Origin of the sequence: Streptomyces sp. NPDC006552 (genome assembly GCF_040611655.1) — a bacterium.
Classification (GTDB): domain Bacteria; phylum Actinomycetota; class Actinomycetes; order Streptomycetales; family Streptomycetaceae; genus Streptomyces.
Map to the genome: position 1 here is coordinate 19,007 of NZ_JBEXOS010000050.1, position 24,498 is coordinate 43,504.

A 24,498-nucleotide genomic window follows, 5' to 3' on the forward strand; every position below is an offset into this window, starting at 1 on the left:
TCACCGCTCCGCTGCCAGGCCTGGGGCGGGCAGCCTGGCCACCAGGGCCGCAGCCCGATCGTGCTCCTCGATCATGCCCGTGGCCGTGAACACCGTCATGGACTCGGCGAGCAGGGCGCGCGCCGCGGCGGGGTCGCCGGCCCGCCGCGCCAGGTCGGCCAGGTCCACCCGGACGGAGGCCACGCCCGCCCGGTCCATCATGCCGGCGCGCAGGTCCAGCGCCTGGTTGAAGAGGCCGGCGGCCCGCGCGAGGTCGCCCTGGCGGGCGTGGACCCGGCCGAGTTCGAGGAGCATGTAGCCCTCGCCGATCACGTCCCGGTCGTCGCGGACGATGTCCAGGCCCCCGGCGAGGGCCTTGTTGGCGTCTTCCAGTTGCCCCCGGTGGAGGTGGAGCTGGCCCATGCGCTGGAGCACGCGGGCCTGTCCGCCCAGATAGTTCAGGTCGCGCCAGATCCCCAGCGCTTCGCCGAGTTCCGTCTCGACCCGCTCGGCGTCGCCCTGTCGCAGCAGGACGGCCGCGCGCTGGACGATCACGGAGGCCCGTGCCCAGGGCTCGGGACATCGTTCGAACTCCGCCTCCGCCTCCTGGAAGTACCCCAGCGCGGAGGCGTCGCGGCCGCAGAGCCGTTCCAGGATGCCCAGGTCCCTGCGGCACATGCCGATGCCGTGGTGGTGTTCCAGGCTCTGGTACAACTCCAGCGCCGCCGTCAGCGCCTTACGCGCTTCAGGCAGGTTGTGGTGGTTGATGTGCAGCGTGCCGAGGGAGGCCAGCAGGGCCGCCTGGCCCAGGCGGTTGCCGCGGTGGCGCACCGCGGTCAGCGCCTTGCGGTGGGTGCGCGCCCAATGGTCGAGGTAGCCGCGGGCTTCGAAGAGGGGGGCGAGATTGACGGCGAGTTCCCACGCGTAGTCGTCCTCGCCTTCCTGCACCAGGCTCTCCACCGTCAGGCTCAGATTCTCCAGTTCGGTGTGCAGCCACTCCAGCGGTGCGGACAGGAGGCGGCGGACATGGGTCTCGGACGGGTGCCATCGCGGGGCCGGTCCGTTGTAGATGCTGGTGCCTAAGATGCGTTCCTGCGCCTTGGTGACCAGCAGGAGCCACGCGCCGCCCATCCGCCGGATGGCGGCTCTGCGTTCGCCCTCGTCGGACTCCGAAAGCAGCCGGTCGCGGGCGAACAGGCGGATGATGTCGTGGAACCCGTAGCGCGGCTCCCCGGTGGCGTCGGCGCCGACGACGTCGAGCATCTGCACGTCGACCAACGGCTCCATCAGGTCCGACGGGTAGGGGCTGGCGTTGGGGGCGTCGAGGAGGGCGCTGCCGATCCAGCCGGGGAACGTCGATCCCTTGGTCAGACTCAGCAGCCTCAGCAGCCTGCGGTCGGCGTCGGCGAGGTTGTCGTAGGTGACGGACAGACTGGCCCGTACGGTGAGCTGCCCGTGGGTCAGTTCGTCAAGACGGCGGTTCTCGTCGACGAGGCGCTGCGCCATGGACGCCAGCGGCCAGTGCGGGCGGGCCGCGAGGCGGGCGGCCACGATGCGCAGCGCCAGCGGCAGTCCTCCCACGGTGTCGATCAGCGCCGCGGCCGCCTCCTGTTCACCGCGTACCCGGCTCTCGCCGACGACCTTCTCGAGCAGGTGCAGCGACTCTTGCTGGTCGAGAACGTCGAGAGTGACGCGGTGGGCGCCGGGCAGGGCGGTCAGCCGTGCCTTGCTGGTGACCAGGACGCCGCACGAGCGGCTGCCCGGCAGCAGTGGCAAGATCTGCTCCTCGCTCACCGCGTCGTCCAGGACCACCAGGATCCGCCGGTCCGCCAGCATGCTGCGGTAGGTCTCGCCGCGCTCTTCCAGAGACTCCGGTATCGCTGGTCCGGGCAGGCCAAGTGCCCGCAGGAAGCGCCCGAGAACCTCCCGCGGCGTGAGCGGGTCCGCGCGGCCGCCGCGCAACTGGCAGTAGAGCTGACCGTCGGTGAAGTGGGTGTCGGCCAGCTTGTGTGCGACCCGGGTGGCGAAGGTGCTCTTGCCGATGCCCGACCGTCCGGCGATGACGGCGATGCCCGTGGCCCGGTCGGGGGAGGTGCTGGTGAGTACGGACTCCACCTCCGCGATCAAGTCCTGGTGGCCGACGAAGTCGGCCGTGTCCATGGGCAGTTGCCGCGGTACGTGGTCACGCTTGGCCGAAGAGGGATCGTCCGGCAACGTTGTCTCCGCGGGCGCTTCTTCGGCCGACCGGACCAGGGCGAGCCGGGAGGCGGCGGCTGTGGCGACCGTGGGCTGTTCCAGTCGCAGCGAGGCGTCCCCGTTGAGGATCTCCTGCTCCAGTCTGCGCAGGTCCTCGCCGGGCTCCAGGCCCAGTTCCTCTCTGAGCAGATTGCGTCCCTCCCGGTAGGTCTCCAGCGCCTCCGCCTGCCGGCCGGAGCGGTACAGGGCGAGCATGAGCTGGCCGCGCAGCCGCTCACGCAGCGGCTCCTCGCGCACCAGAGCGGCTATCTCGGCGGTGAGCTGGTGGTGGCGGCCGAGCCCCAGTTCCAGTTCGAGGTAGGACTCGGTGGCGGTCAGCCGCTCCTCGTCGATGTGCTGGGCGACCCGCGCGAGGGCGTCGCTGGGCGTACCGTTCAGGCACGGACCGCGCCACAGCCCGACCGCCGCGCGCAGGGTAGCGGCCGCCTCGGCGCCCCGGTGCTGCCGGGCCAGCGTGTCGGCCTCGGACACGGCGCGCCGGAAGATGGTGAGGTCGAGGGCGGAGTCGTCGATGTGCAGGGCGTAACCCGGCGCACGGGTCACGATGGTTGCCTCGACTCCGGCGTCCGCGAGGGTCTTGCGCACCCGCGACACACAGATCTGTACCTGGGTTCGGGCCGTCCCGGGCGGCTCCTCCACCCAGAGCAACCGGATGAGGTGGTCGACGCTCTGCAACCGCCCGCTCTCCAGCAACAGGGCAGCGAGGAGTACCTGTTGCCGGCCCGGCGTGACGCGCACGACGCCCCGGCTGTTGCTCACCACCAGCTCGCCCAGCACCTGAAAGGCGAAGCCCGCCCCCCGGTCGCGAAGCTGGACCTGCGCAGCGCCCATGCACCCGTCCATGCACCCTCCTCAACCCGCACAACGTGCAACATAACCCAACACGCTCAGGCGTGAGTGTAGGTTGAACCATCCCCTGATCATGGACACCTAAAGACTGGGACCCGAGGTTCTAGAAGAAGTCGCACCAGGTGGAAAGCAAGTCCACGAAGCGGGTACACCATCGTGCTCGTCGACGCCTTAGGCACCGCGGCAGACGATCGAGATCCTGATAAAAGCGACCGCCTCGTCGGTGACAACGCTCGGCAGGTAGGCACGGCGCCGACGGGGCACCAGGACCAACGGTGACCACGGCGGTGGACATCGGCCGGTCGGCCGCCTGGGATACCGGCGCGATAGCGGGGAGTTAATCCGGTGTCGAATCATGACTTGGGGGCGTCTCGAGGGGGCGTCGCCACCCTTGCCGTTTCCGAAAGGGCTTTCCAGTCATGAAGGGTGACCTCTTGCGGATGTCGTATGCCGGCCCGGCGGTGGCGGTGACGGCCGGTGTGAAACACGTGCTGCTCACCTACCACTACCTGGACATCGGGGACATCGACGGGTACGCCTCTCTCACCGAGAAGGATGTGACCCTCAGCCACCCCGGCAGCCCGCTGCGCAGCGGCCGCGATGCAGTACTCGACGCCCAAGCTGCGCAGGCCGCTTCACTTGGACGGCACGAACTGGAGAGCGTCATCGCGGCCGAGGACACGGTCGTGGTGCTGGGACGGGTGGTGGGGCGCGACCAGGACGGCGCGGACGGCGTGGATTTCGCCGACGTGTTCACGCTGTCCGAGCGGACCCTCGTCAACGCCTGCCGCCGGTACTACTCCACCCCGTTGCCGTGTGCGTTACCGGCTCCGGCGGGACCGTAGGGCCCGCGTGGCTCCAGGAGAATGCGGCGTCGTCGCAGTACGCCGAAGGTGGCCCGTCCGTACACCTGACTCTTCAGCGGTTCGTTCCCGGTGACGTTGCCGTCGACCGCTCCTGAGGTGTCGGTGGTGGTGAGGGCGGCGAGGATGGCTGTGTGGACGCGTCGCATCCCGTTGGCCAGAATGCGGAGCTCGCGTTGTCCGCGGTGCCGGCGTGGGTGCACGTCCCCGCCGAGGACCGGACCAGAAAGTGGAATCAGCGGCAGGGCCTGGGAAATGCGCCGGCTCCCGGTCCGTCCATCTCCGCGTGTCCGGTCAGAACGGCGGCCATCGCACGGGTGTGTCCCTCGAAGGCGAGTGTCGTGACCTCGCTGAGCACACGACACCCCTGGGTCTCGCTGGTCCGGGCCGGTTCGGGTAACTGCGCCTCCGCACGTTCCGGTAGCAACACGAACAGTTCCAGGGTGTCCCGGGTGCTGTACGCCCCGAACAGCCGCGCGCCGCGCGCCGACGCCTCGAAGCCCGTCTCCTCGTGAAGCTCCCGCACGGCCGCGTCCCGCCAGTCCTCGCCGGTCTCCACATATCCCCCGGGCAGCGCCCACCGGCCTAGCCCCGGGGGAAGGGCGCGGCGGATCACGACGAGCCCGCGGGAACCGTTCTCCCTTGTCACGGGTTGCAGCGCGATCGCTACCGGCAGCGGATTGCGCCACTGCGTCTCTCCGCAAGCACGGCAGTCGAGCGGCCAGTCAGCACCCTCCGCGTAGGCGGTGCCGCAGTACGGGCAATGCGCGAAACGGCGCCCGTGTGTGAATCCCATGAACGCCTCATTTCCCGCCGGATGCCGGCTACGGCTCAAAGCGGCCGCCACGTTAGGCGCTCAGGAGAATCCGCTGTTAACCGGCCGGCTATCGCTACCGGTCCGGTGGGGAACCGTCCAGTTGCCCGGCGGTTCCGGCGTGGTCCCTACAGTCGCTCCGGCGGCGTGAACCACCGGCTTCGGCCCCGGCTCCGCCGGCCGCCGAAGTCGAAGCGGCCATCGGCATCCGTGCCGTACGTCCGAGCAGAGGAAACAGCCATGGAACGATCTGTCTCCGCGCCCTCAGGCGTCCTGTCCACGACGCATCCCCGTCCCACCCGAGGGAGCTTCCGGACGTCGCTGTCCGATCCCCACGTCGCGCTGCGGGAGCGGCTGCTGAGCAACGCGACGCCCTTGCCCGCTCCGACGGTGCGGCGGCTGCCGGGCCATCGGAGCGACGACGCCGACGGCCTCCACCAGGAGATCAGCGAGCAGTTGTGGGACCGGGGCCTGGCCGCCGTCCAGCTCGCCGAACCACTCCCGCACGACCGCTACACCGAGCTGGGCCGCTTCCTGGGCACCGCGATACCGGAGTCCGACCCCGCCGTGCAGCCTTTCGTGCAGGGTGGTGTCGTCCTGAACCTGCGCAGCGAGCACGCCCCCACCGCCGAGGTGGCCTTGCAGCCCTTCGCCCGCAACTCGCTGAGCCTGCACTCCGAGAGCAGCGGTGCCGCGGTCGGCGACCAGCCCCGGTACATCGTGTTGATGTGCGCCGAGCCCGGTGACCGGAGCGATCTCGCCCAAACCGTGGTGACACCGATGCGAGCAGTGGCACGCCGGCTGTCGCCCGGCACGCTCCAGGTGCTGTCGCACACCCGCTACCGCGACAGCCCGAAGGCGCCGGCTGTCGCGCGCCACTTGGACGGCCGGTGGGTGTTCTCCTATCGGGACTTCCTCGACCAGGAGCTGCGCTGGACGCACAGCGATCCGGACACCGATCCCGGGACGGTGAACGCGGCGCTGCGCGATCTGCTCACCGCCATGTACGCGCCGGACGAGGCCGTCGGTGTGTCCTGGCGGCGGGGACTGCTCGTGGTGATCGACAACACCTACTACTTCCACGGCCGGACCGCCGGCGCTGCCGCGCCGCCACGGAGGCAACGGCACCTCCAGCGCCTCCGTATCCGTTAGGACCCGGCCAGGCCGTCGTCGTCACCTGCAGGCCCGTCACCCCCACTGAACGAAGGCGAAGAAGTTGATGACACTGTTCGACTCCCTTGCCGTCCCGCGGCCCTCCCACGCATCCCCGGAGGCCCTGGCGACATCCCGGCGCATACCGCGGCCCACCGGCCTGTCCCCCGCCTTCATCAACCGCGTCGACGAGCGTGTGCTCGACGTGTTCGCCCGCGCCCGTCGTCCCGACGACCCGCTGGAACTGCGCGACCTGTGGCTGGGCCGGGTGGAGCACGAGCTGGGGCAGCACTCCTCCCACACCGCTCTCGCCGAGGCCTGGCGCGGCAGCCGTCCCCTGCGCACGGTAGAACCGGCGCAGGTGCTGTCCTCCCGGGCCACCGTCCGGTTCGTCAAGGAACTGTTCAACTGGTACTTCCGCGACGACCTGTACGGCGGGCTGCGCGACCAAGCGCAGTACATCCTCTCCGGCGGCGCCGTCGACGAGGAGCGGTGGGGTCTGCCGCACAGTCTCAAGGAGTGCATCCGTTTCGCCCTGGACCGCGACTGGTACGGCTACTCCGACTCGCGGGGGCGCTACCCGGCACGTGAGGCGATCGCCGCCTACGAGAGCGCCCGGCTCGACGGCGTGCGCTACCTGCCGGAGCACGTGGCGATGACCATGGGCGGGACCTTCGCCGTCAGCACGATCGCGGACTTCGTGCTGCACGGGGTCTCCCCGGCCACCGCACCCGCACTGTGCGCCGTCCCCAACTACCCGCCGCTGGTGGAGACGATCGCCCGCCGGCACGGTGTGCAACTGGTGCCGCTGGACAGCGCAGACGGCCGCACCGACATCGACCCGCTCATCGCGGCGCTCACCCCCGACACACCCTTGGTGCTGCTCCAGACCGTGGGCAACCCTACCGGGGCGGCCGTCACCGAGTCGGGTCTGCGCCGGCTCATCCGCGCGGCCTCCCCCTCCACCGTTATCGTCCTGGACGAGTGTCACGAATGGCTGGGCGAGTACGAGGAGCGCTGCGCCGAGCGCGCGGCACCGAACGTGGTCCGGGTCTCCAGCCTTTCCAAGACCTGGTCGGCACCCGGCCTCAAGGCGGGCTGGTTCCTCGCCGACCCGGCGTTCATCGCCGAGTACTACGAGTACGCCTCGTCGTCCTTCGGCGGGCCGCCGTCGTTCTTCTACACGATCGTGGAAGTGCTGGCCCGCATGGAGCGCTGGCTGATCACCGGACTGACCGAGCCCGGCAACGGCGAACTCAAGGAGTTCGAGGCGTCCTACGGACTCGACCTGGAGAAGCTGCGTCATGCCTTCCGCACCTACCGGACGGAGCGGCTGCGGCGGGTGTCGGACCTGACCGCGCTGCGCGACGCGGCGACCGTGCGTCTGGCGGACACCCCGGCACGAGTACTGCGCCCGCACTTCTCCATCAACACCGCGGTGGAGCTGCCCGGGAAGCACGACTCCTACCACTGTTTCCGTGACGTGCTGCGCGAGACGGGCGTATCGATGTTCCCCGGCCTGCTCACCTTCTGCTTCTCCGGATCCGTCATGCGGATCACCACCGCCCGGCCCTGGCAGGACATGGCGCCGGCCCTGGACCGGCTCGACGCGTACCTGCGGGACGCCGCATGAGTACTTGGTATCCCTCCAAGGGCAAACAGGCGCTGATCCTCGGGATGGTGCACCTGGCGCCGCTGCCCGGCACCCCCTTCCACCGCCCCGACACCTTCCCCGAGCTCCTGGCCACGGCGGTGGCGTCCGCCCGGGCCCTGTACGACGGCGGCGCCGACGGCTGCCTTGTGCAGACCGTCGACCGTGTCTACGGCGTCACCGACGACTCCGACCCGGCGCGCACCGCGGCGATGAGCCTGATCGTGCGCGCGGTCACCGAGGCGACCGGTGCGGACTTCCGTGTCGGCGTCCAGATGATGCGCAACGCCACCCGGGCCTCCCTCGCTGTCGCGAAGGTGGCCGGCGGTGACTTCGTGCGGGCCGGCGCACTGGTGGGCCAGACCCTCACCGCCCATGGCATGGTGCGGCCCGACCCACTGGAGGTGATGGCCTACCGCCGCTCGATCGACGCGGACAGCGTCGGCATCGTGGCGGACATCGACTCCATGCACTTCAAGTGGTTCGGTGAGGACAAGACCTGCGCGGAGGTGGCGCGCGCAGCCCGTACCGTCGGCGCCGACGCGGTGGCGCTGTCCCACCCCGACGAGCGTACGGCCCTGCGCATGATCGAGTCCGTCCGGGAGGCTGTTCCGCAACTGCCGGTGATCCTGGCCGGACACACCGACCACGGCAACGCGGCACGTCTGCTCGCCGCCGCCGACGGCGCATTCGTCGGGACGTGCCTGGAGAGTGGGGGGTGGGGCGGCAAGGTCGACACCGACCGGGTGCGCCGCTACGTCGACATCGTCCGGGAGTCCGGACGATGACGACGTCGCGCACCCGACCCGCCCCCGCACCCATCGACGCAGAGGTGACACTGCGTCAGGCCGGGCGGCTGGCGGACGACATACGTGTGCACGCCGGTGCCTTCGACGAGCAGGCGCGGGCGCTGGCCGGCACCGCGCGCCTCGCGGACGTCGAGTCGGTGGTCCTCGTCGGAGACGGGGACAGCGACCACGCCGCGCGGGCCGTGGAGATGGCGTACCGTTCCCTCGCCGGGGTGGACTGCCGACCGGTGAGCGCACTGCCCTTCGCCCACTACTGGCGGCCGGCCGCCGGGTCCGCGCCCCGGGTGCTCACCATCGCCGTTTCCGCCTCGGGACGCACCCCGCCCGTCGTCCGGGCAGCGGAGCGGGCACGGGCGGACGGTTCCACGGTCGTCGCCCTCACCGGTGACGCCACGAGTCCGCTGGCCCGCGCCGCGCACGGCACGATCCACCTCGACCTGCCGGACCAGGAGCCCTCGCCGGGCATCCGTACCTACCAGGCCAGTCTGCTCGGCGCCCTGCTGCTGGCGACGGCGCTGGGCGCGGCGCGCGGACACCTGACCGGCGCCGACGCCGACCAGCTGCGCGGCGAACTGCGGGCGCTGGCCGACCCGGTCGAGGCCACCGTGAGCGAGGCCGTCGCCCGGACCCGGCTGCTGGCCGGGCGCATCGCCGACGCACCCGTGCTGACCGTGCTCGGCAGCGGGCCCTCCCACGGCACCGCCCTGCACGCGGCGGCAAAGGTGATCGAGACCTCCGGCGTCTTCGCCGTCGGCCGGGACCTGGAGGAGTGGTGCCACGTGGAGCGCTTCGCCGGCCCCCGGGACCTGCCGGTACTCGTCGTGGCTCCGCCCGGCCGCAGCCTCGCGGACGCCCGCCGGGTCGCACGGCGCGCCACCGAACTGGGCCGCCGGGTCATCGCCGTCGCCGCCCGGGACGACCTCGGCTCCTTCGACACCCGGGAGGTGCTGCCGGTCCACGGCCGGACGCGCGAGGAGTTCTCCCCGCTGCTGCACGGACTCTTCGCCGCCCCCCTCGCCTGCCACCTCGCCCAGACCCTGAACCGCACCCCGTTCGCGGCCGGGCGGCCCTGACCGCTCCGCCCCACCGATCCCTGTCCTGCACCGTCAGGACGACCGCCACCCGGGCGCCTGACGACCTTCAACAGACCCGAAGGAATTGAGAACATGACCGAAACGACCCACCGCGTACCCGTCGAGCAGGCCCTCGAAGTACTCAGCGAGGAGCTGCACAGCCTCGCGCCGGCCGAACGGGAGGCCAAGGCGGTGGAACTGCTGACGGTCCTCGGCCGGAGCAAGGCGGCCGAGGAACCCGTACCGATGCCCGGTGACACGACCGGGCGCAAGCCTCTCCTGATCTGCGACTGGGCCACCGACCTCGGCCTCGACGGAACCACCCAGCAGCTCGGCATCCCCATGGGCCCCGGCCCCACCCGGGTGTCCAAGACCGCCGACGCCACCGGGCGCTCGCTGCTCTCCAGCGGCCACGTCGGCGCCGACATCCTGCACGTACCGGCAGGCAGCGGCTTCGCCCCGCACACCCACCCCGGCGACCACCTGCTGTTCGTGCTGGCGGGCAGCGGGACCATCAGCGTCGCCGGGGAGATCATCGAGACGCGCCCCGGCCAGGTGTACATGGTCGAGGGGGCCATCACCCACGCGGTGGGCGCGATCACGGACCACATGATCCTGTCCGTGGGCGCCCCACACCGCCACCTGGACAGCCCCGAGCGGCAGGAACTCACCGAGTACGCCGCGCTCCTCGGCGACCTCGGCCGGATCACCTGTCGCCTCTGCGACATCGAGGCCTCCGGCGGTGAGGAACTGGCGGCGAAGGGCTGCCCGCACTCCCCTCACCGTTTCGGCTGATCGAAGAGCACCGCACGATCCCGGACAGGAGGCACGCCATGCCGCACGACCAGCTCACCGCACCGATAAACGACCCGCGCACCGGACAGGAGCGGCTTGCCGTCCCCGTCGGCCGCGCCGCCGACACCCGCGCAGCGGTGACCGCCGCACGTGGCGCCCAGCCCGCCTGGGCCCGGCTGACGCCCCGCGAGCGGGCCCGGCGCCTGCTGCGGTTCGCGGACCTCGTGGAGGAGAACCTCGCCGCCTATGCCCGGGCCGAGCAGGCCGGCACGGGCAAGCCCACCGAGGAGGCGCGGGGCGAGGTGGAGAACTGCGCGGACCTGCTGCGGTTCTTCGCCGGCGCCCACCGCGCCGATACCGCGCCCGCGGCCGGGCGGCGCATGCGAGACCGGGAGAGCTGGGTGCGGTGGGAACCCATCGGAGTGGTCGCCGCGATCGTGCCGTGGAACTACCCGCTGATGATGGCCGCCTGGCGCATCGCCCCGGCGCTCGCCGCCGGCAACACCGTGGTACTCAAACCCGCGCTGACCACGCCGGACACCGCTCTGCTACTCGCGCGGGACGCCGCCACGACGCTGGGTCCGGATGTGCTCGTGACCCTGCCGGGCGACCGCGAGACCGGCCGGCTGCTGGTCGGCGAGGACGTCGACGCCGTGGCGTTCACCGGCAGCGAGGCGGGCGGCCAGGACGTCATGGTCCGCGCGGCACTGCGGCGGGTCAGCCTCGAACTGGGTGGCAACTGCCCCGCGCTGGTGCTGCCGGACGCGCTCGGGGACACCTGTGCGGCGTTGGTACGCGCGGTCACCTACAACGCCGGTCAGAGCTGTGCGGCGCCGGCGCGGGTCATCACCCTGCGGGAGAACCACGACCGGGTCGTCGAGGGACTGGCCAAGGCGATGGGCGACCGGCGCGCCGGAGCAGACTTCGGCCCCCTCAACAACGCGGATCAGGCGGCCCGGTACGACCGCATTCTCGACAGCAGCCGGGCGGGCGTCGACCACGTGGCGGACGTCGCCCCGCGGCCGGGCGAGGAGCACGGCTTCTGGCGGCCCGGCCGGATCCTCGCCGATCTGGCCCCCGACGACCCGGCCATCGTCCAGGAGGTGTTCGGACCGGTGCTGACCGTGCAGGCGGCCCGAGACATCGACGAGGCTGTCGCCCTGGCCAACTCCGTGCCGCAGGCGCTCGCCGCCAGCGTCTGGGGCTCGGACACCTCCACGGTGCTCTCCATCGCCGACGAGATGAACGCCGGGGAGGTCTGGGTCAACTGCCACCTGGACCAGACCGCCGAACTGCCGCACGGCGGACGCGGCAGTTCGGGCCACGGCACGGACATGAGCGTCCTCGCCCTGAGCGAGTACCAGCGGCCCAAGACCGTCACCGTGAGCCTCGACCGGCACTGAGAACGACGTGCCGAGCCCGCCGACGAAGGAGAAGAGGACCATGGGCCTTCCGCAGGCCGAACGAACCGACGACGAGGTGTACGCGAGCGTCCGTGACCTCGTCACCCGCCAGCTTCCCCCCGACACGGGCCCCCTCACGCCGACCCTCCCGCTGCACGAGGCCGGCCTGACCTCTCTGGGCACCATCGCGACGATGGTGGCCATCGAGACCGAGTTCGGTGTCACCTTCCCCGAGGAACTGATCACCCCGGACACGTTCCATAATCTGACCACTCTGACCAGGGCGGTCGCCTCGATGCCGGCAGCCCGGAAGGCCGCGGCGGATGCTGCCCCGGGAACCCCTGCGGGGACCGATGATGCCGCCGTCTGAGCCAGGCGTCAGGTTCGGGGTCCACTCCGGACAGCAGTACGAGACGTACGGAGACATCCTGGCCCTGTGGCAGCGGGCCGAGGAGCTGGGCTACGACTGGTGCTCGGTCTTCGACCACCTGCGTCCGCCCATGGGCGGCCCGGACGGTCCGTGCTTCGAGAGCACCACCCTGCTCGCCGCGCTGACCGCCCGGACCCGGCGGATCCGCGGCGCCCTCATGGTCGCGCCGGTCGCCTGGCGTCACCCGGCGATGCTGGCCGCGGTGGCCGCGACCATCGACCACGTCAGCGGCGGACGGGTGGAACTGGGTATCGGCGTCGGCGGCGCCGACCTCGCGCACGACCAGTACGGCTTCCCGCGGCTGCCTCGCGCCGAGCGGCTGAAGCTGCTGGAGGAGACCGCTGCCGTCCTGCGGGGCCTGTGGTCGGGCGAACGGTTCTCCTACACCGGAGAACACGTCCGCATCACCGACGGGTACTGCCGGCCCGCACCAGTGCAGTCCCGGCTGCCGCTCGTCGTGGGCGGTGCGAGCGCACCCGTCCTCGACGTGATCGCCAGACACGGCGACGTGTGGAACAGCCTGCTCACGGACCCGGACCGGTACCGCCGACGCACCGAACTGCTGGCGAACGCGTGTGAGCGGGTGGGCCGCGACCCCGCGGAGATCCGCCGCTCGATGACCTTTCGCGCCCTGCTTGTCGAGGACCTGTCGGAGCTGCCGGGCAGGCTCGAGAGGCTGCGTGCGGTCTACCCGCCCGATTCCCCGGTGTGGCCCGAGTACCTGGTGTTCGGCACGCCCGAGCAGTGCGTCGAGGCCTTGCTGCCCTACCGCGACCTGGGCGTCACCGACTTCGCGCTGGGCCTGCGCCCACCCGTGGACTGGGACACGCTCACGCTCTTCGCCGAACGCGTCGTCCCGCGGCTGCGTCCCACCACCGTCCCGGCCTGAACCGACCGCTCCGCCCACCCACGAAACACGTCAGGAGACCCCATGCCCAACTACTACTCCAAGGGCTTCGCAGCCTTCTTCGACACCAGTTACACCGGCTGGGTCGACCGCTTCTCGCCGAAACTGGTGGCACACCTGGCGGAGGTGTCCGGCGGGGACCGCACCGCCGCGGACATCTGCTGCGGCACCGGCGTGACCGCGGGCCACTTCCTCGACGGCGACTGGACGCTGTACGGGGTGGACGGCTCCAAGGCGATGCTCGACCTCGCGCGCCTGCGGCACGCCGACCGCATCGAGGACGGCGGACTGACCCTGATCGAGTCCGACGCCCGTACCTTCGAACTGCCCACCCGGGTCTCCGCATGCGTCAGCCTCGACGGCGCTCTCAACCACCTCCCCTCCACCGGCGATCTGCAGCAGTGCTTCGCCTCGGTGGCGGCCGCGCTGAAGCCGGGCGGCGAGTTCGTCTTCGACCTGTACGAGCAGTCGCACTTCCTGCACTGGAACCACGTCACACTCGCCGACACCCCCGAATCGACCGTGGTCAAGCGCGGTGTCTGGGACACCGAGACCCGCTGCGGCATGCTGCGCGTCTCTGGGGCCCACGGCACCGGGGAGAGCGTCCAGCGGGTGGACCAGACCCTCACCAGTTGGTACTTCGACCCTACCGACGTCACCGGGGCGCTGCGGACGGCGGGCCTGGAGCCGCTGCCGCACGGCTTCGGCGGCGCCGACCTCAAGTGCGACTCCGGCTCCTGCTCACGGACGGAGATCCCCTGCCGTACGGTTTACCGCGCCCGCAAGTCCTGACCCACAGGTCCCCGGGCACTGGCTTCGGGCGGACCTGTGGGAGGAGACAGCTTCCTTCTCACTCACCGCACCACGCCAACCACTCGGGCGCCCTCGCCGTGTTGAAGGCACAGCGCGTGCTGGGGGCCCGGCATGTCCTACCGTTCGGCACGGTCCACGCCGGTGGTTCGTAGCACCGGTGCGCCCGAGGACTCCGGGTATGGCTGTCTGCTCGTCGCCGGATGAAGGCGTTGATCGTGCGGACGATCGGCAGCATGACTCGAACGGCCGGCCCCAGGTTGGCGTGTGACGTCACCATCGATGAACTGCTGCCCCGGCTGGCGGGGTTACGAGTCGGGAGCCCCGGACGGCGGCGATGGGCCGAGGGCCGGGCGGGGCTCAGCGCACCGACCTCCGGCTCACGGGGAGCCTGGGTGGAGCGTTCCGCGAACGCCGCCAAGACGAACACCAAAGAGCAGCCAACGGCCTCGGCCAACGCGGTCACCTGTGCTGCGCCGTCGGCGTTGATGGCGTGCAACTCCTGCGGCGAGGCGGTGTAGTCCACGCTCCTGGCCATATGCACGACCACATCAGCACGCTTGGCAACGCTGTGATGACACTGCCTCGCAGGCCGGGCCGGGGAGCTCTCAGGTCGATCGCGGCCTGCTCCGGTGCCCTCCAGCACGCGGCGGCCGGTGAGGGCCACCACCTCGAACGAGCCGGTCAGCAGCGGGTCCCTGCTGACCCGGCCACTCCGGACATACCGGTAACCAGCGCGAGCTTGCCAGTACCTCATGACGGGTCCACTTCGCTGGACGACCGCCCGGTTCGTGTTGCGGGTCAGCCCCTCACCTGGACGACGACCACGCCCTTTGCCGAGGGTGGCGCCAATGAAGGCGATCATCAACCATTCGTAGAGGAAGGCAATGCCCGCCATGATGAGGGTGAGCGGAATGATGCCCGTGTAGAAGTCCAATATGGCGTCCCGGGTGCATGCCCAGCACGCGCAGCCCACTCAGTATTCGCGGAGGGACGCCACGTTTCTCCGCCCCTCGCGGTCCAATTTCCACAGGTCAGTGCAGCATTCCTATTGCGCTTCTCGACAAAACGAACAGCAATTCCTCACTGCGAAGCACCTCTCTCCTCACCATACTGTCGCAGCGCTCCATCGTTAACAGCCATAATAGCAAGAGGTTTACGACGCTGGACTGAGAAGCCGGCCGGACATCAGAGCAAGAGTCAGCACCGAGATCCCGACCGCGTACGGACTCGTCGGGGGTGTGCTCTGCCTGCAGGTGTCGCCCTCTCCCGCCGACGCTGAGGCCGTCACGATCGCCCTGCAGTGACCTCGAAAACACCTGCCACGCCCGGACGTTGGGAGCACCGCCCCGTGGGCCGCCGTCAGTTCAGTCTGATCCGGAAAAGCTCCACGACCCCGTGCTGACCGCCCTACGATCGATGGCATGCTGATTCGCCGCACCATACGGATGATCACCGTGCTCGCTGTGGCCCTCTCCGGCGCGATCGGGGGTGGCGTGGGGACAGCGCAGGCCGAGGACGGCCGGTCGTCGCACGCTCGGCAGTTGTTGTTCTACAACCACTCCTACGGTGTCCTGGACCGGGAGACCGCCGACGCCATCGAACACTCGGACTACCTGCGTGCCTTCGCCAACTTCCAAATACGCACCACCACCGGTGCCGACGGACAGACGTGGACCGGCCGGTACCTGATGGGCCGTGAGACCTATCTCGAGTTGCTCGGAGTGGGTGACATCGCCGGCCAGGACGGCACTCTCGGCTCTGCCGGGCTGGGCCTGTCGACCGAGCGTGCCGGTGACATCGCGACGGTCGCGGGCCGGCTGAAGGACGAGGGCGTCGCCGATCCCGTCGAATTCCTCCAGACACGGGACTTCGGTGACGGCATCCCGGTCCCGTGGTTCGACGCCCTCCTCACCACCCCCGAGTACGACGCGTTCGGGGCCTGGGCGATGGAGTACCGGCCGGAGTACTTCGCCGACCCGCGCGGCAACACCGAGCCGGCACGTTTCCCCGGTGACGTCGGCCGGGAGCGCTACCTGTCCGACGACTACCGCACCCATCTGATGCGGGACGTGACCTCCGTCCGCCTCGCAGTGACCGAAGGCGACCTCGCCGACACCGTACCGCTGCTAGGGGCCGGCGGCTTCGACGTCACGAGCATTCCCGGCGGCGTCGTCGCGGAAGGCGGCACCACCTCGATCCGGTTCGACACCGTCACGCGCGAGGATGCGGGTCTGCAGCGGATCGACCTGTCGCTCAACCGGTCCGTGACCCACCGTCACGTCGAACGGATCGGCCACTCCAGGCTCGTCGTCGGTCCGGGTGACCACGCCGTGTGGACGTTCGGAGGCAGCGGCACCAAGTAGACCTGACAGCTGGCACTCCCCCGGCCACCTCGTGGAGGCGCTGACATGCACCGGCCCACGCCGGTGCATGTCAGACTGCCGCGTATGCGGATGGGGACGAAGAGGTGTGTGGTGCTGGTGCTCACCGGGATGCTCGGCATGAGTGTCGCGGCCTGTGGAGCCGAGGGTGACGACGGCAAAGAGAGTGGCGAGGGGGGCACCGGACTCACCTCGGCCCTGTCCGGTGTCCCCGCGTCGGCGGGCGAGCAGACCCTGACGTACCGCGACGTGGATGCCGGGCGCCGGCTCGTCGCCGCGGACAAGGCGCTGTACGCCGGGCTCGGCGACTTCGGCATCTGGGAGCTGAGCGGCAGGCGCACGACCGCTGCCACCGCCAAGAAGTCGTACGGCTTCACCGCGAAGGACGTCGACACCTCACTGATGGTGGGCGCGGGCCAGGCGCAGCGGCTTACGGGTACGTTCGACGTGGAGGCGGCACGCAGGGCCTTGGAAAAGGACGGCTACCGGTCCTCGGACAAGGATGGCGGCGTGCGCCTGAGCAAGCAGGGGCAGGCCACCTTCGACGTGTCCGGTTCCGTGCGCATCACGAAGTGGCTCGACAGCGGTCCCGTCCTCCCGCTCGAGAGGCCCGAGCACTCCGTCGCGGACGACGCCGCGTACAAGTCGGTGAGCGCCTGCCTCGGCGACGACGTGTACGAGGCCAGCCTGTACGGCAAGCGCCCCGGTTACCGCAAGCAGGGCGTCACCCTGGCCGGGATCGGCGGTCGCGCCCACGGATCTGCGTCGACCGAGAAGCTCTGCGTTCTGAGCACCTCGAAGGACACCGCCGGAAAGATCGCGAAGAAGCTGCGCGCCAGGACGGCCACCGGTGAGCGGTATGCCGGGTCCACGGTGAACGTCGGTGACGGCGACACCCCCATGGTCTCTATGACCTGGAAGAACTCCACGAAGTCCGGCCTGCGCCCGACCGACCAGGACCGCACGAACGATCTGCTGAAGAATGTGTTGTGGACCTGGCGCTGACGGGCCACGGCCACACCGTCGTGGTGGCCGCGCAGGCCGCTGCGGCGCTTGCGTGACGGTCTCGACGTGATAGGCACGGTCGCCTCGGCCGTGCCCGACGTGCCGGGATTGGCTACCCGGGCCGCCGGTATGAGCAGTTGGCTTCGGACTCCTGGGTCCGGTGCCCCTACGGGCCGTCGTCGCCGCAGTACTTCCTGCAGGCGCCGCCAGGGGGGTGGCGCCCCTTGCTGGGCCAGGTCGCGCGCTGGCTAAGGTCTGCGCGTTAGGCCGTGTCTTGGAAGTCGGTGCCCCGTCTGGCTCGCTGCCCCGCAATGTTACGTGCAGCCAGCCAGACGATGAGATCAAGCGCGATGCGGCTGATGTCGGATTCCGTGTGAACCTTGTGTTCGTGGCGGGCCGAGTCGCGGCAGACGATCTCGTACCCGCCCTCTTCCAGAACGGCCACGGACGCGAACCAGGTGGGATCGTCCGTATCGGGTTCGATGACGATGAACGTGTTGTCCGTGTCGTTGAGGGCGCTGACCATTTCGAACAAGGCGTCCTCGGAGGCACCTTCAATGTGGTCGCCGTTCTCGCTGACCACGCCGTAACCCCTGGCCCCCATCGGATGGTCATCTCCCTGTGTCGGCAACCGATCAGGTCAGCATCGTATGGGGTCGACTACAGCCACTCGTTGGTCGCTGCTACCTGGACGACCTCCATATATCGCACGGCGGGGTACGTGGAGTTGGATTGTTCCGGATGGGCTGTAGGAGATCGCGAAGCCGCTGATCCCACAGTCGAAGGTGCGGCCGCAGGGCGGCGGCACGCAAGACACGCCTGATGAGCCGCTGTTCGCGGCGATCATTTACGTGCTGGTCAGCGATTGCGCCTGGCGGGCTTTACCGCCGTGCTCGGCATATCGAAGTCGACGGCCCACCGCCGGTTCATGATCTGGTCCAGAGCCGGTGTCTGGGGCCGGCCGGCTCCACCAAGCGGTCCTGCACCGACTCGACGACGCAGGCCTCATCGACGTTTCCCGTGTCGTCCTCGGCTCCGCGCACGTACGCGCTGAAAAAGGGGCGAACACACAGGTCCGAGCCCCGTGGACCGGGGCGAGCCGGGTTCCAAGATGCACGTCTTGCCGGACGCGAACGGACTGCCCCTGGTCGTCGGCGTCTGCGCCGCGAACGTCCACGACGGCGAAGGCCTGAAGCCGATGGTGGCGGGTCACCAAACGAGACACGACCCCACCGCGGCCGTCACTGCAAACCCCAACGACTCCATGCAGACAAGGCATACGACATCCCACACCTGCGAAAATGGTTACGGGGCAAGCGCATCGGCGTGCGCATCGCCCGCATAGGCATCGAGTCCAGCGAACGCCCGGGCCGCCGCAGATGGGTCATCGAGCGGGACCATCTCCTGGCTGTCCGGCTACCGCAGACTCAGCCCCCGCTACGAACGCCATCCCCGTAACTACCTGGCCATTCTCGGTCTCGCCGCCGCCCTGTGCTGCTACAAACGACTCCTCCGCCTCACCATAGGACACCGTCTAAATCTCACGGGACATCTTGGCCCCTGGCAGGTGCAGCACGACGGACGGCTCTCGGCACAGGCCGCGCGGGGGCACTTTGGCGCAGGCCGTCGAGAAGGAGGCTGGTGATCTGGCGAGCTTCGTCGAGCCACCCGTCCCTTACACCCATGGCGCAGATGCCGCCCAGGGCTCTCAGCAGGGTGGGGCCGGTGACGTCGCCGCGGATGGCGCCGGCCGCGGATCCGGCGTCGAGGAGGCGGGTGAGGGCGTCACCCATGCGGGCACGGGCGTCGTCGAAGACCGGCGAGTCGCTGGCCATGATGCTTGCCAGTGCGACGGACATTCCCTTGCCCACGGCCGCGTGGTCGACCAGGAGAAGCAGGAAACGGGAGAGTGCCTCCTGCGGGGGGTGGTGGTCCAGCAGCTGCTCGGGCGCGGCGCACAGGTCGTCGACCTCCTTGCGGTAGACCTCCTCGATCAGCGCTTCGCGGGTCTCGAAGTGGCGGTAGAGCGTGCCGACGGCGACCCCGGCGCTGCGGGCGATCTCCTCCACGTGCGCGTCGGTGTCACCGGCGAGGAATGCTGCCCGGGCGGCGGCCAGCAAGGCTTCGCGATTGCGGCGCGCGTCGGCGCGCAGCGGGCGTGATGGCGACAAGGAAACCTCCATAAGGTGAGTCCGGTTCCGTTTAGGTGTACCGTTTCCGGAGTCAGGTTCATCTTATGGAAGGAGTGACCGATGCCGGAAACCGGAGAAGAGCTGAAGGGTCTGCGTGTCCTGGTCACCGGCGGCAGCCGGGGCCTGGGGGCGGCGACCGCGCGCCGCTTCGTCACCGCAGGTGCGACCGTGCTGACGGCCTCCCGCGGCCGGCCCGCGAAGGACGACGGCGCCACCTTCATACCGGCGGACCTCTCCACACCGCAGGGGGTGGCCGAACTCGGCCGGCGCGTCATCGACCACGTGGGCGGTGTGGACGTCCTCGTGAACAACGCCGGCGCGGCGAGCCCTCCGGTGCCGACTCTGAGCCGGTCCGACGAGTCCTGGCAGGCGGATTTGGGGATGAACCTCATGAGCGCCGTGCGCCTGGACCGGGCGCTGGTGCCAGGGATGGTCGAGCGGGGCTCCGGCGTCGTCGTGCACGTCTCCTCGATCGCCAGCCAGCTGCCCCAGCGCGCGGAAGCCTCCTACGCCGCCGCCAAAGCCGCGCTGAACACCTACAGCCGCGCACTGGCCACCGAGGTCGGCAAGCACGGCGTGCGGGTGGTCTGCGTGCTGCCCGGCTTCGTCGTCACCGACGGCGCCACCGCCCACCTGCGGCACATGGCCGAACAGCAGGGCGTGACCGAAGACGAGATCACACGCCAGATCGTGGACCACCTGAACGTCCCCATGGGCCGCCCCGGCGACCCCCAGGACGTCGCCGAGATGATCGCGTTCCTTGCCTCCAGTCGCGCGAAATGGCTCACCGGAGCCCAGTTCCGCGTCGACGGCGGCATCCTGCCCACCGTCTGAACACCGATCAACGTGAAGAACAGGAACCGACCATGCCCATCACCCTGACCTCCGTGATCATCGACGCCGCCGACATCGACACGGAGGGCGCCTTCTGGCACCGTCTGCTCGGCGGTTCGACCACCACCACACCCACCCACCACTTCATCCAGGCACCCGGCCTGCCCGTGGTCGTCGTCCAGTCCGCCCCCGGCCACACCGCCCCGAACTGGCCGGACGGCGCCCCCCAGCAGATGCACCTCGACTTCGGCGTCGAAGACCTCGCGACCGCCGACCGCACCGCCACCGACGCCGGCGCCACCCGCCTGCGACCGACCGCGGAGACCACCCCCGGCGGCGGGGCCGGCCACCGCGTCTACGCCAGCCCCGCCGGACATCCCTTCTGCCTCCGCACTGCCTGAGACCGCCACCGCTCATCACAGCACCTGGCGTGAAGCGGCGACGACAGACGCTGCGAGCACCCCGAGGCGCGAGCAAGGCCGTATGACGCCGGCCTATCTCCGCTTCAGAAGTCCGCCTGTCCCGCGGCCACCCACGCCGCGGGACAACCCTGAAGCTGCAGGACCGATCCTCACGGGCACCGGGCCGGACGACGTCACCGGGCACGCTCCGCGGGAGCACGGCGTCGCCGCGAGCGCTCGCTTCACTCGCTGACGAACGCCGCCTCTCGGCGGTCGGCCCGCCGGGCCATCGAGCAACGAGCTTGCCTGGGCGTGCTGGCGGGCGTCGAAGGAGGCGGCGGTGTGATCCAGGGTGAGCTGTCAGGAACGCTCGCCGACGGCGGGATCGGCCAGGCCCAGGCAGTCGGCCAGGACCGGCAAAGCACATCTTCGACGGCCTCGACGAGTGGTGTCTGCACGGCATCGAGCCCCACGGCCTCGCCCCTGTACAGGGCCACGAGCGAGTCCTGGCCCCGCCACCAGGTGTCGATCACGCCCTGTACTTCAGGCACCGGCTCGTAACCGCCCAGGCCCAGTGCCGCGGCGGCCTTGCCGGTAAGCCGTGTGACGGTCCTGGCCCAGCGGCGGGCGTACGCGGCGAGCGCCAGGGACTCCACCCATCCGTCCGTGCTCGCGTGCAGGGGCGTCCAGCGATGGCCATCGATCCCGAACGCACCGTCGAGGCCGATCATGAATCCGTAGGCCATGGACACACGGCAGTACCCCGCCGGGAAGAACCAGCCCTCCACGACCGGTTCTTCGGGGCGGCCGGCGCCAGCCGAGTTCGGTCAGCAGCCCGCCGACGACCGGGCCCAGCGAGAAGCCTCCGGCGCCGACACCGGCGAAGACCAGCAGGGCCTTGTCGCGCTGTGGCCCCTCCGGGTACGAGGTCGTGATGATCGACATGGCGGCGGGGGTCATGAAGGCCGCCGCCACGCCGGTGGCGAACCGGGCCACGACCAGCATCCAGCCGTCGGTCGCGAAGCCGCCCAGCATGGAGAAGACCAGGAAGACGCCGAGCCAGGTGAGGAACATCCGCCGCCTGCCCAGCAGATCGGCGACGCGGCCGCCGAGCAGGGTGAAACCGGCGTAGCCGAGCACGTAGCCACTCATCACCCACGCCGCGGTGCCGGTGCTCAGACCGGGATCGGCGCGGATGGTGGGCACGGCAACAGCCAGCATGGCGACGTCGCTGCCCTCAAGGAAGATCGTTCCGCACAGGACGAGCAGCCGGGCCCAGGCTCGTCCGCTCGTGCGGGCCGTCGGGTCGGCGGTCACGGATCCGCTCTTCACCTGCTGAGTCGCTCGGCCGGTTCATCGGCGACGGTCGCCGTCCGTCGCGGGCCCAGCCACGTCGCCCGCGCCCGCACGTTGCACCATCCATCCCGGAGCCCCCACGGTTGCCATGGACGCGACTGTACCGAGCAACGAGCAACGAGCCCACACCCTTTGTCTGTACAGGCCGGGGGCGCGCTCGGCGAGCAGACCGACGCCAGGTGCTACGCGAGTACGCCGAGAACCGGGGGCCCTACAACATCGCCTTCGGGTCGGTGTCGCCTTCCCTGTCGGTGACGCCGTTTTTGAGGGCCCAGGCCCTGAGGAGAGCCTCGTAGTCCTCTCGACTGAGGTCTTCGCAGCCGCTGGGTCTGTTGGTCTCGGTGGCTTCGAACTGGCTTGCAGTGGAGCTGAGGGCCTTCTGGCATTCGGCCTGTTTGTCGAGGACGGCGTTCCCGCATGCGGTGAGCGCTGCGGTAAGTGTGGCGATGACGGCCAGAGCGGCGCGGGTCTTCATGGTCCCCCCAGGATCGTGTGCTGAGACGTTCCGCACGGCGGCCGGCAGGGTCGGGGCTGCGGCGTCATCACTGCGTCGCGGTGCGGCGGGCGTAGGCGCGGGCGGCGCGGGCGCGGTCGCCGCAGCGGGTGGAGCACCACTGGCGGCGGCCGTGCTTGAGCAGGAAGCGGGTGCAGGGCGGAGAGGCGCAGGCGGTCAGGCGGGCGGCGTCGGGCGAAGTGAGCAGGTCGGCGGCGTCGGCCGCGATGGCTGCCAGGGCGTGCTCGACGATCGCGGTGGTGGGGTGGGGTGCGGCGCGGTAGGGGCCGGTCTTCTCGTCCCACTGCAACAGCGACGCGGTCGGGACGCGAGTCATCGCGTCGTTGATCGCCGTGACGGCGGCGGGCAGGGCGGGTTGCTCGGTGACGCGGGAGGCCAGAAGGGACCTGACCTGTTCGCGCAGTGAGCGCAGCTGTGTCGCGCACGCCTCCGCCAAGCCGGCGTCGGCCGGGGCGAGTTCATGCCGTGCCAGCCACTGCTCGGCCCGCGCCGGGGTGCCCAGGAGGTCGGCCGTGTGCCCGCCGGGCAGCGCGACGGCGCTGTTGGCCAGGGCCAGGGCTGGGTGCTCCGTCTCCCCCGGCGCCGACGGGAGGGCGACTTCTTCCATCACGAGCTCTTCCATGCTCCTCATGGTATGGGTTGCGTTCATCCGTGAGGCACGCCTACAGTCGACTCACGTTTGACGAGCCATCTATCCGTGAGGAACTTCTTCCGTGACTTCCCCGTCCGTGCAGACCTCCCCGTTCCCCGTTCGGGTCTTCGGCGGCCCCACCGCCCTCTTCGACTACGCCGGCCTGCGTTTTCTCACCGATCCGACCTTCGACGGCCCCGGCGACCACCCGGCACCGGCCGTCGTGCTGACCAAGACGGCGGGGCCTGACGGCAGCCCGGCCGATCTCGGCCGCGTCGACGTGGTCCTCCTCTCGCACGACGAACACGCCGACAACCTCGACACCTCCGGCCGGGCCCTGCTCACCGACGTCCCCCTGACGCTCACCACCCCCGGCGGCGGCGAACGTCTCGGAGAGACGGCCACCGGCCTCGCCGACTGGCAGTCGGTCGAGTTCGAGCGCCGGGACGGCGGGCCCGGCACGGTCACCGTGACCGGTGTGCCCGCCATCCACGGACCCGGGAAGCGCGAGGAGGTCGAGCCGATCTGCGGCCAGGTCGTGGGGTTCGTCCTTTCCGGCGAGGGACTGCCCACCGTCTACGTGAGTGGCGACAACGCCTCCCTCGGCGCGGTCAAGGAGATCGCCGAGCGCTTCGCCCCGGTGGACACCGCCCTCCTCTTCGCCGGAGCGCCCCGCTTCCCTGATCTCTTCGACGGTGGGCTGATCGTCCTGGACAGCGCCCAGGCCGCCCAGGCCGCGAAGATCCTCGACGCCGCCCGCGTGGTCCCCCTCCACTACGACAGCTGGGCCCACTTCACCGAGGGCGGCGACGAGCTCGTCGCCGCTTTTGCCACCGCCGGGCTCGCCGACCGCCTCGACTTCGGCGTCCGCGGCTGACCCCGGGCGCGCCCACGCCGTACACCGGACACGGTCGGGCGCCGGCCGGCACAGGCACCCGGCCGCTGCCGGTCTGCGCCCGGCCCCCCACGCGTGATCGCCCGTTGCGGCAGCCGCTTTCGCGTATGCCGCAACGGGCGATCAGTGCCTGCCGCTGTCGTCAGCTCAGGACAGGGCCAGACCGCTGGTGAAGCCGCCCACGAGGCAGACGGCCCAAGCGGTCGGCGCGTTCCACAGCACGGTGGCGGCGAGAGCGGCCACCGCTGGAACGATCACTCCGACGAACAGGGTGCCGACGATGGGGCCCCAGCTCACGTCCCGCCCGGCGAGCGCCCATCCGACGACAGCCGCCGCCAGGGCCGCGGCCACGTGGCCGTACCGATAGTCGGTCAGCTCAGGCCAGTTGGAGGGGCGCTCCTGGCGGCGGCGCACCAAGCGGTACCGGATCAGGACGCCCAGCTCCGCCAGCAGGACGGCTGTTGCGATGACGTTGAGCAACGTGGATCTCCGGTG

The 24,498-nt window shown here is 70.4% G+C and carries 23 protein-coding genes and 3 pseudogenes; 16 read left to right on the forward strand and 10 right to left on the reverse strand.

Annotated features, from left to right (window positions below):
• On the reverse strand, positions 1 to 3,066 hold the full coding sequence (locus ABZY33_RS25515; protein WP_356493996.1) for a BTAD domain-containing putative transcriptional regulator: 3,066 nt from the start codon (positions 3,064 to 3,066) through the stop codon (positions 1 to 3).
• Positions 3,067 to 3,503: 437 nt separating this feature from the next.
• Here ABZY33_RS25515 and ABZY33_RS25520 point away from each other — a divergent pair, with 437 nt between their 5' ends.
• Complete coding sequence (locus ABZY33_RS25520) at positions 3,504 to 3,929, forward strand: nuclear transport factor 2 family protein (protein WP_356493997.1); 426 nt, start codon at positions 3,504 to 3,506, stop codon at positions 3,927 to 3,929.
• Between the two features lie 253 nt (positions 3,930 to 4,182).
• Here the strand turns inward: ABZY33_RS25520 and ABZY33_RS25525 are convergent, their stop codons facing one another.
• Complete coding sequence (locus tag ABZY33_RS25525) at positions 4,183 to 4,743, reverse strand: NUDIX domain-containing protein (protein ID WP_356493998.1); 561 nt, start codon at positions 4,741 to 4,743, stop codon at positions 4,183 to 4,185.
• 258 nt (positions 4,744 to 5,001) lie between these two features.
• Here ABZY33_RS25525 and ABZY33_RS25530 point away from each other — a divergent pair, with 258 nt between their 5' ends.
• The 9 genes from ABZY33_RS25530 (at position 5,002) to ABZY33_RS25570 (ending at position 13,773) form a co-directional block, all read left to right on the forward strand.
• Positions 5,002 to 5,913 (forward strand): TauD/TfdA family dioxygenase, encoded by a 912-nt coding sequence (locus ABZY33_RS25530; protein WP_356493999.1) that lies wholly within the window; start codon positions 5,002 to 5,004, stop codon positions 5,911 to 5,913.
• Between the two features lie 67 nt (positions 5,914 to 5,980).
• On the forward strand, positions 5,981 to 7,546 hold the full coding sequence (locus ABZY33_RS25535; protein ID WP_356494000.1) for a pyridoxal phosphate-dependent aminotransferase: 1,566 nt from the start codon (positions 5,981 to 5,983) through the stop codon (positions 7,544 to 7,546).
• Positions 7,543 to 8,352, forward strand: a complete 810-nt coding sequence (locus tag ABZY33_RS25540) for a BtpA/SgcQ family protein (protein ID WP_356494001.1) — start codon at positions 7,543 to 7,545, stop codon at positions 8,350 to 8,352. The genes ABZY33_RS25535 and ABZY33_RS25540 overlap by 4 nt, the downstream gene beginning before the upstream one ends.
• Positions 8,349 to 9,446: an SIS domain-containing protein gene (locus tag ABZY33_RS25545; RefSeq protein WP_356494002.1), complete on the forward strand. Its 1,098-nt coding sequence runs from the start codon at positions 8,349 to 8,351 to the stop codon at positions 9,444 to 9,446. Before ABZY33_RS25540 ends, ABZY33_RS25545 begins: the two co-directional genes overlap by 4 nt.
• 93 nt (positions 9,447 to 9,539) lie before the next feature.
• Complete coding sequence (locus ABZY33_RS25550) at positions 9,540 to 10,241, forward strand: cupin domain-containing protein (protein WP_356494003.1); 702 nt, start codon at positions 9,540 to 9,542, stop codon at positions 10,239 to 10,241.
• A gap of 38 nt (positions 10,242 to 10,279) precedes the next feature.
• Positions 10,280 to 11,644 (forward strand): aldehyde dehydrogenase family protein, encoded by a 1,365-nt coding sequence (locus ABZY33_RS25555; RefSeq protein WP_356494004.1) that lies wholly within the window; start codon positions 10,280 to 10,282, stop codon positions 11,642 to 11,644.
• Positions 11,645 to 11,684: 40 nt separating this feature from the next.
• Positions 11,685 to 12,014, forward strand: coding sequence for a phosphopantetheine-binding protein (locus ABZY33_RS25560; protein WP_356494005.1), 330 nt, complete (start codon positions 11,685 to 11,687; stop codon positions 12,012 to 12,014).
• Entirely contained in the window at positions 12,001 to 12,963 is a 963-nt protein-coding gene (locus tag ABZY33_RS25565; protein ID WP_356494006.1) for an LLM class flavin-dependent oxidoreductase, read from the forward strand. Before ABZY33_RS25560 ends, ABZY33_RS25565 begins: the two co-directional genes overlap by 14 nt.
• A gap of 42 nt (positions 12,964 to 13,005) precedes the next feature.
• Positions 13,006 to 13,773 carry a class I SAM-dependent methyltransferase gene (locus ABZY33_RS25570; RefSeq protein ID WP_356494007.1) on the forward strand — a complete coding sequence of 256 codons (768 nt, stop codon included), beginning with the start codon at positions 13,006 to 13,008 and terminating at the stop codon, positions 13,771 to 13,773.
• A gap of 58 nt (positions 13,774 to 13,831) precedes the next feature.
• Here ABZY33_RS25570 and ABZY33_RS25575 read toward each other — a convergent pair whose 3' ends face one another.
• Positions 13,832 to 14,728: a hypothetical protein gene (locus ABZY33_RS25575; protein ID WP_356494008.1), complete on the reverse strand. Its 897-nt coding sequence runs from the start codon at positions 14,726 to 14,728 to the stop codon at positions 13,832 to 13,834.
• Between the two features lie 511 nt (positions 14,729 to 15,239).
• Between ABZY33_RS25575 and ABZY33_RS25580 the strand changes: the two genes are divergently transcribed.
• Positions 15,240 to 16,157 carry a DUF5829 family protein gene (locus tag ABZY33_RS25580; protein WP_356494032.1) on the forward strand — a complete coding sequence of 306 codons (918 nt, stop codon included), beginning with the start codon at positions 15,240 to 15,242 and terminating at the stop codon, positions 16,155 to 16,157.
• Between the two features lie 84 nt (positions 16,158 to 16,241).
• Complete coding sequence (locus ABZY33_RS25585) at positions 16,242 to 17,180, forward strand: hypothetical protein (protein WP_356494009.1); 939 nt, start codon at positions 16,242 to 16,244, stop codon at positions 17,178 to 17,180.
• Between the two features lie 262 nt (positions 17,181 to 17,442).
• On the opposite strand, the gene ABZY33_RS25590 is transcribed toward ABZY33_RS25585, so the two are convergent.
• Entirely contained in the window at positions 17,443 to 17,784 is a 342-nt protein-coding gene (locus ABZY33_RS25590; RefSeq protein WP_356494010.1) for a hypothetical protein, read from the reverse strand.
• 151 nt (positions 17,785 to 17,935) lie between these two features.
• Between ABZY33_RS25590 and ABZY33_RS25595 the strand changes: the two are divergent.
• A pseudogene (locus ABZY33_RS25595) lies at positions 17,936 to 18,702 on the forward strand (IS5 family transposase); the annotation flags it as partial.
• A 19-nt stretch (positions 18,703 to 18,721) separates the two neighbouring features.
• Here ABZY33_RS25595 and ABZY33_RS25600 read toward each other — a convergent pair.
• Positions 18,722 to 19,351: a TetR/AcrR family transcriptional regulator gene (locus tag ABZY33_RS25600; protein ID WP_356494011.1), complete on the reverse strand. Its 630-nt coding sequence runs from the start codon at positions 19,349 to 19,351 to the stop codon at positions 18,722 to 18,724.
• An 81-nt stretch (positions 19,352 to 19,432) separates the two neighbouring features.
• Here ABZY33_RS25600 and ABZY33_RS25605 point away from each other — a divergent pair, with 81 nt between their 5' ends.
• Both ABZY33_RS25605 and ABZY33_RS25610 read left to right on the forward strand, forming a co-directional pair.
• Positions 19,433 to 20,206, forward strand: coding sequence for an SDR family oxidoreductase (locus ABZY33_RS25605; protein ID WP_356494012.1), 774 nt, complete (start codon positions 19,433 to 19,435; stop codon positions 20,204 to 20,206).
• A 32-nt stretch (positions 20,207 to 20,238) separates the two neighbouring features.
• Positions 20,239 to 20,607 carry a VOC family protein gene (locus ABZY33_RS25610; protein WP_356494013.1) on the forward strand — a complete coding sequence of 123 codons (369 nt, stop codon included), beginning with the start codon at positions 20,239 to 20,241 and terminating at the stop codon, positions 20,605 to 20,607.
• A 452-nt stretch (positions 20,608 to 21,059) separates the two neighbouring features.
• On the opposite strand, the pseudogene ABZY33_RS25615 reads toward ABZY33_RS25610, so the two are convergent.
• The 4 genes and pseudogenes from ABZY33_RS25615 to ABZY33_RS25630 all read right to left on the reverse strand — a co-directional run.
• Positions 21,060 to 21,392: pseudogene (locus tag ABZY33_RS25615) on the reverse strand (hypothetical protein); the annotation flags it as partial.
• 25 nt (positions 21,393 to 21,417) lie between these two features.
• Positions 21,418 to 21,924 (reverse strand): annotated as a pseudogene (locus ABZY33_RS25620) (MFS transporter); the annotation flags it as partial.
• 250 nt (positions 21,925 to 22,174) lie between these two features.
• Entirely contained in the window at positions 22,175 to 22,438 is a 264-nt protein-coding gene (locus ABZY33_RS25625) for a hypothetical protein (protein WP_356494014.1), read from the reverse strand.
• A 67-nt stretch (positions 22,439 to 22,505) separates the two neighbouring features.
• On the reverse strand, positions 22,506 to 23,108 hold the full coding sequence (locus tag ABZY33_RS25630) for a CGNR zinc finger domain-containing protein (RefSeq protein WP_356494015.1): 603 nt from the start codon (positions 23,106 to 23,108) through the stop codon (positions 22,506 to 22,508).
• A gap of 82 nt (positions 23,109 to 23,190) precedes the next feature.
• Between ABZY33_RS25630 and ABZY33_RS25635 the strand changes: the two genes are divergently transcribed.
• Entirely contained in the window at positions 23,191 to 23,985 is a 795-nt protein-coding gene (locus tag ABZY33_RS25635; RefSeq protein ID WP_356494016.1) for an MBL fold metallo-hydrolase, read from the forward strand.
• Between the two features lie 165 nt (positions 23,986 to 24,150).
• Here ABZY33_RS25635 and ABZY33_RS25640 read toward each other — a convergent pair whose 3' ends face one another.
• Entirely contained in the window at positions 24,151 to 24,483 is a 333-nt protein-coding gene (locus ABZY33_RS25640; protein ID WP_356494017.1) for a hypothetical protein, read from the reverse strand.
• Positions 24,484 to 24,498: the final 15 nt, after the last annotated feature.

Excerpts from the sequence above, each read along its gene's own strand:
- ABZY33_RS25585 (WP_356494009.1), top strand. The coding sequence starts at position 16,242 with ATGCGGATGGGGACGAAGAGGTGTGTGGTGCTGGTGCTCACCGGGATG.
- ABZY33_RS25555 (WP_356494004.1), top strand. The coding sequence starts at position 10,280 with ATGCCGCACGACCAGCTCACCGCACCGATAAACGACCCGCGCACCGGA.
- ABZY33_RS25520 (WP_356493997.1), top strand. The coding sequence starts at position 3,504 with ATGAAGGGTGACCTCTTGCGGATGTCGTATGCCGGCCCGGCGGTGGCG.
- ABZY33_RS25590 (WP_356494010.1), bottom strand. The coding sequence starts at position 17,784 with ATGGGGGCCAGGGGTTACGGCGTGGTCAGCGAGAACGGCGACCACATT.
- ABZY33_RS25565 (WP_356494006.1), top strand. The coding sequence starts at position 12,001 with ATGCCGCCGTCTGAGCCAGGCGTCAGGTTCGGGGTCCACTCCGGACAG.
- ABZY33_RS25515 (WP_356493996.1), bottom strand. The coding sequence starts at position 3,066 with ATGGGCGCTGCGCAGGTCCAGCTTCGCGACCGGGGGGCGGGCTTCGCC.
- ABZY33_RS25535 (WP_356494000.1), top strand. The coding sequence starts at position 5,981 with ATGACACTGTTCGACTCCCTTGCCGTCCCGCGGCCCTCCCACGCATCC.
- ABZY33_RS25545 (WP_356494002.1), top strand. The coding sequence starts at position 8,349 with ATGACGACGTCGCGCACCCGACCCGCCCCCGCACCCATCGACGCAGAG.
- ABZY33_RS25630 (WP_356494015.1), bottom strand. The coding sequence starts at position 23,108 with ATGAGGAGCATGGAAGAGCTCGTGATGGAAGAAGTCGCCCTCCCGTCG.
- ABZY33_RS25625 (WP_356494014.1), bottom strand. The coding sequence starts at position 22,438 with ATGAAGACCCGCGCCGCTCTGGCCGTCATCGCCACACTTACCGCAGCG.
- ABZY33_RS25525 (WP_356493998.1), bottom strand. The coding sequence starts at position 4,743 with ATGGGATTCACACACGGGCGCCGTTTCGCGCATTGCCCGTACTGCGGC.
- ABZY33_RS25610 (WP_356494013.1), top strand. The coding sequence starts at position 20,239 with ATGCCCATCACCCTGACCTCCGTGATCATCGACGCCGCCGACATCGAC.
- ABZY33_RS25550 (WP_356494003.1), top strand. The coding sequence starts at position 9,540 with ATGACCGAAACGACCCACCGCGTACCCGTCGAGCAGGCCCTCGAAGTA.
- ABZY33_RS25560 (WP_356494005.1), top strand. The coding sequence starts at position 11,685 with ATGGGCCTTCCGCAGGCCGAACGAACCGACGACGAGGTGTACGCGAGC.
- ABZY33_RS25580 (WP_356494032.1), top strand. The coding sequence starts at position 15,240 with ATGATCACCGTGCTCGCTGTGGCCCTCTCCGGCGCGATCGGGGGTGGC.
- ABZY33_RS25530 (WP_356493999.1), top strand. The coding sequence starts at position 5,002 with ATGGAACGATCTGTCTCCGCGCCCTCAGGCGTCCTGTCCACGACGCAT.
- ABZY33_RS25570 (WP_356494007.1), top strand. The coding sequence starts at position 13,006 with ATGCCCAACTACTACTCCAAGGGCTTCGCAGCCTTCTTCGACACCAGT.
- ABZY33_RS25605 (WP_356494012.1), top strand. The coding sequence starts at position 19,433 with ATGCCGGAAACCGGAGAAGAGCTGAAGGGTCTGCGTGTCCTGGTCACC.
- ABZY33_RS25540 (WP_356494001.1), top strand. The coding sequence starts at position 7,543 with ATGAGTACTTGGTATCCCTCCAAGGGCAAACAGGCGCTGATCCTCGGG.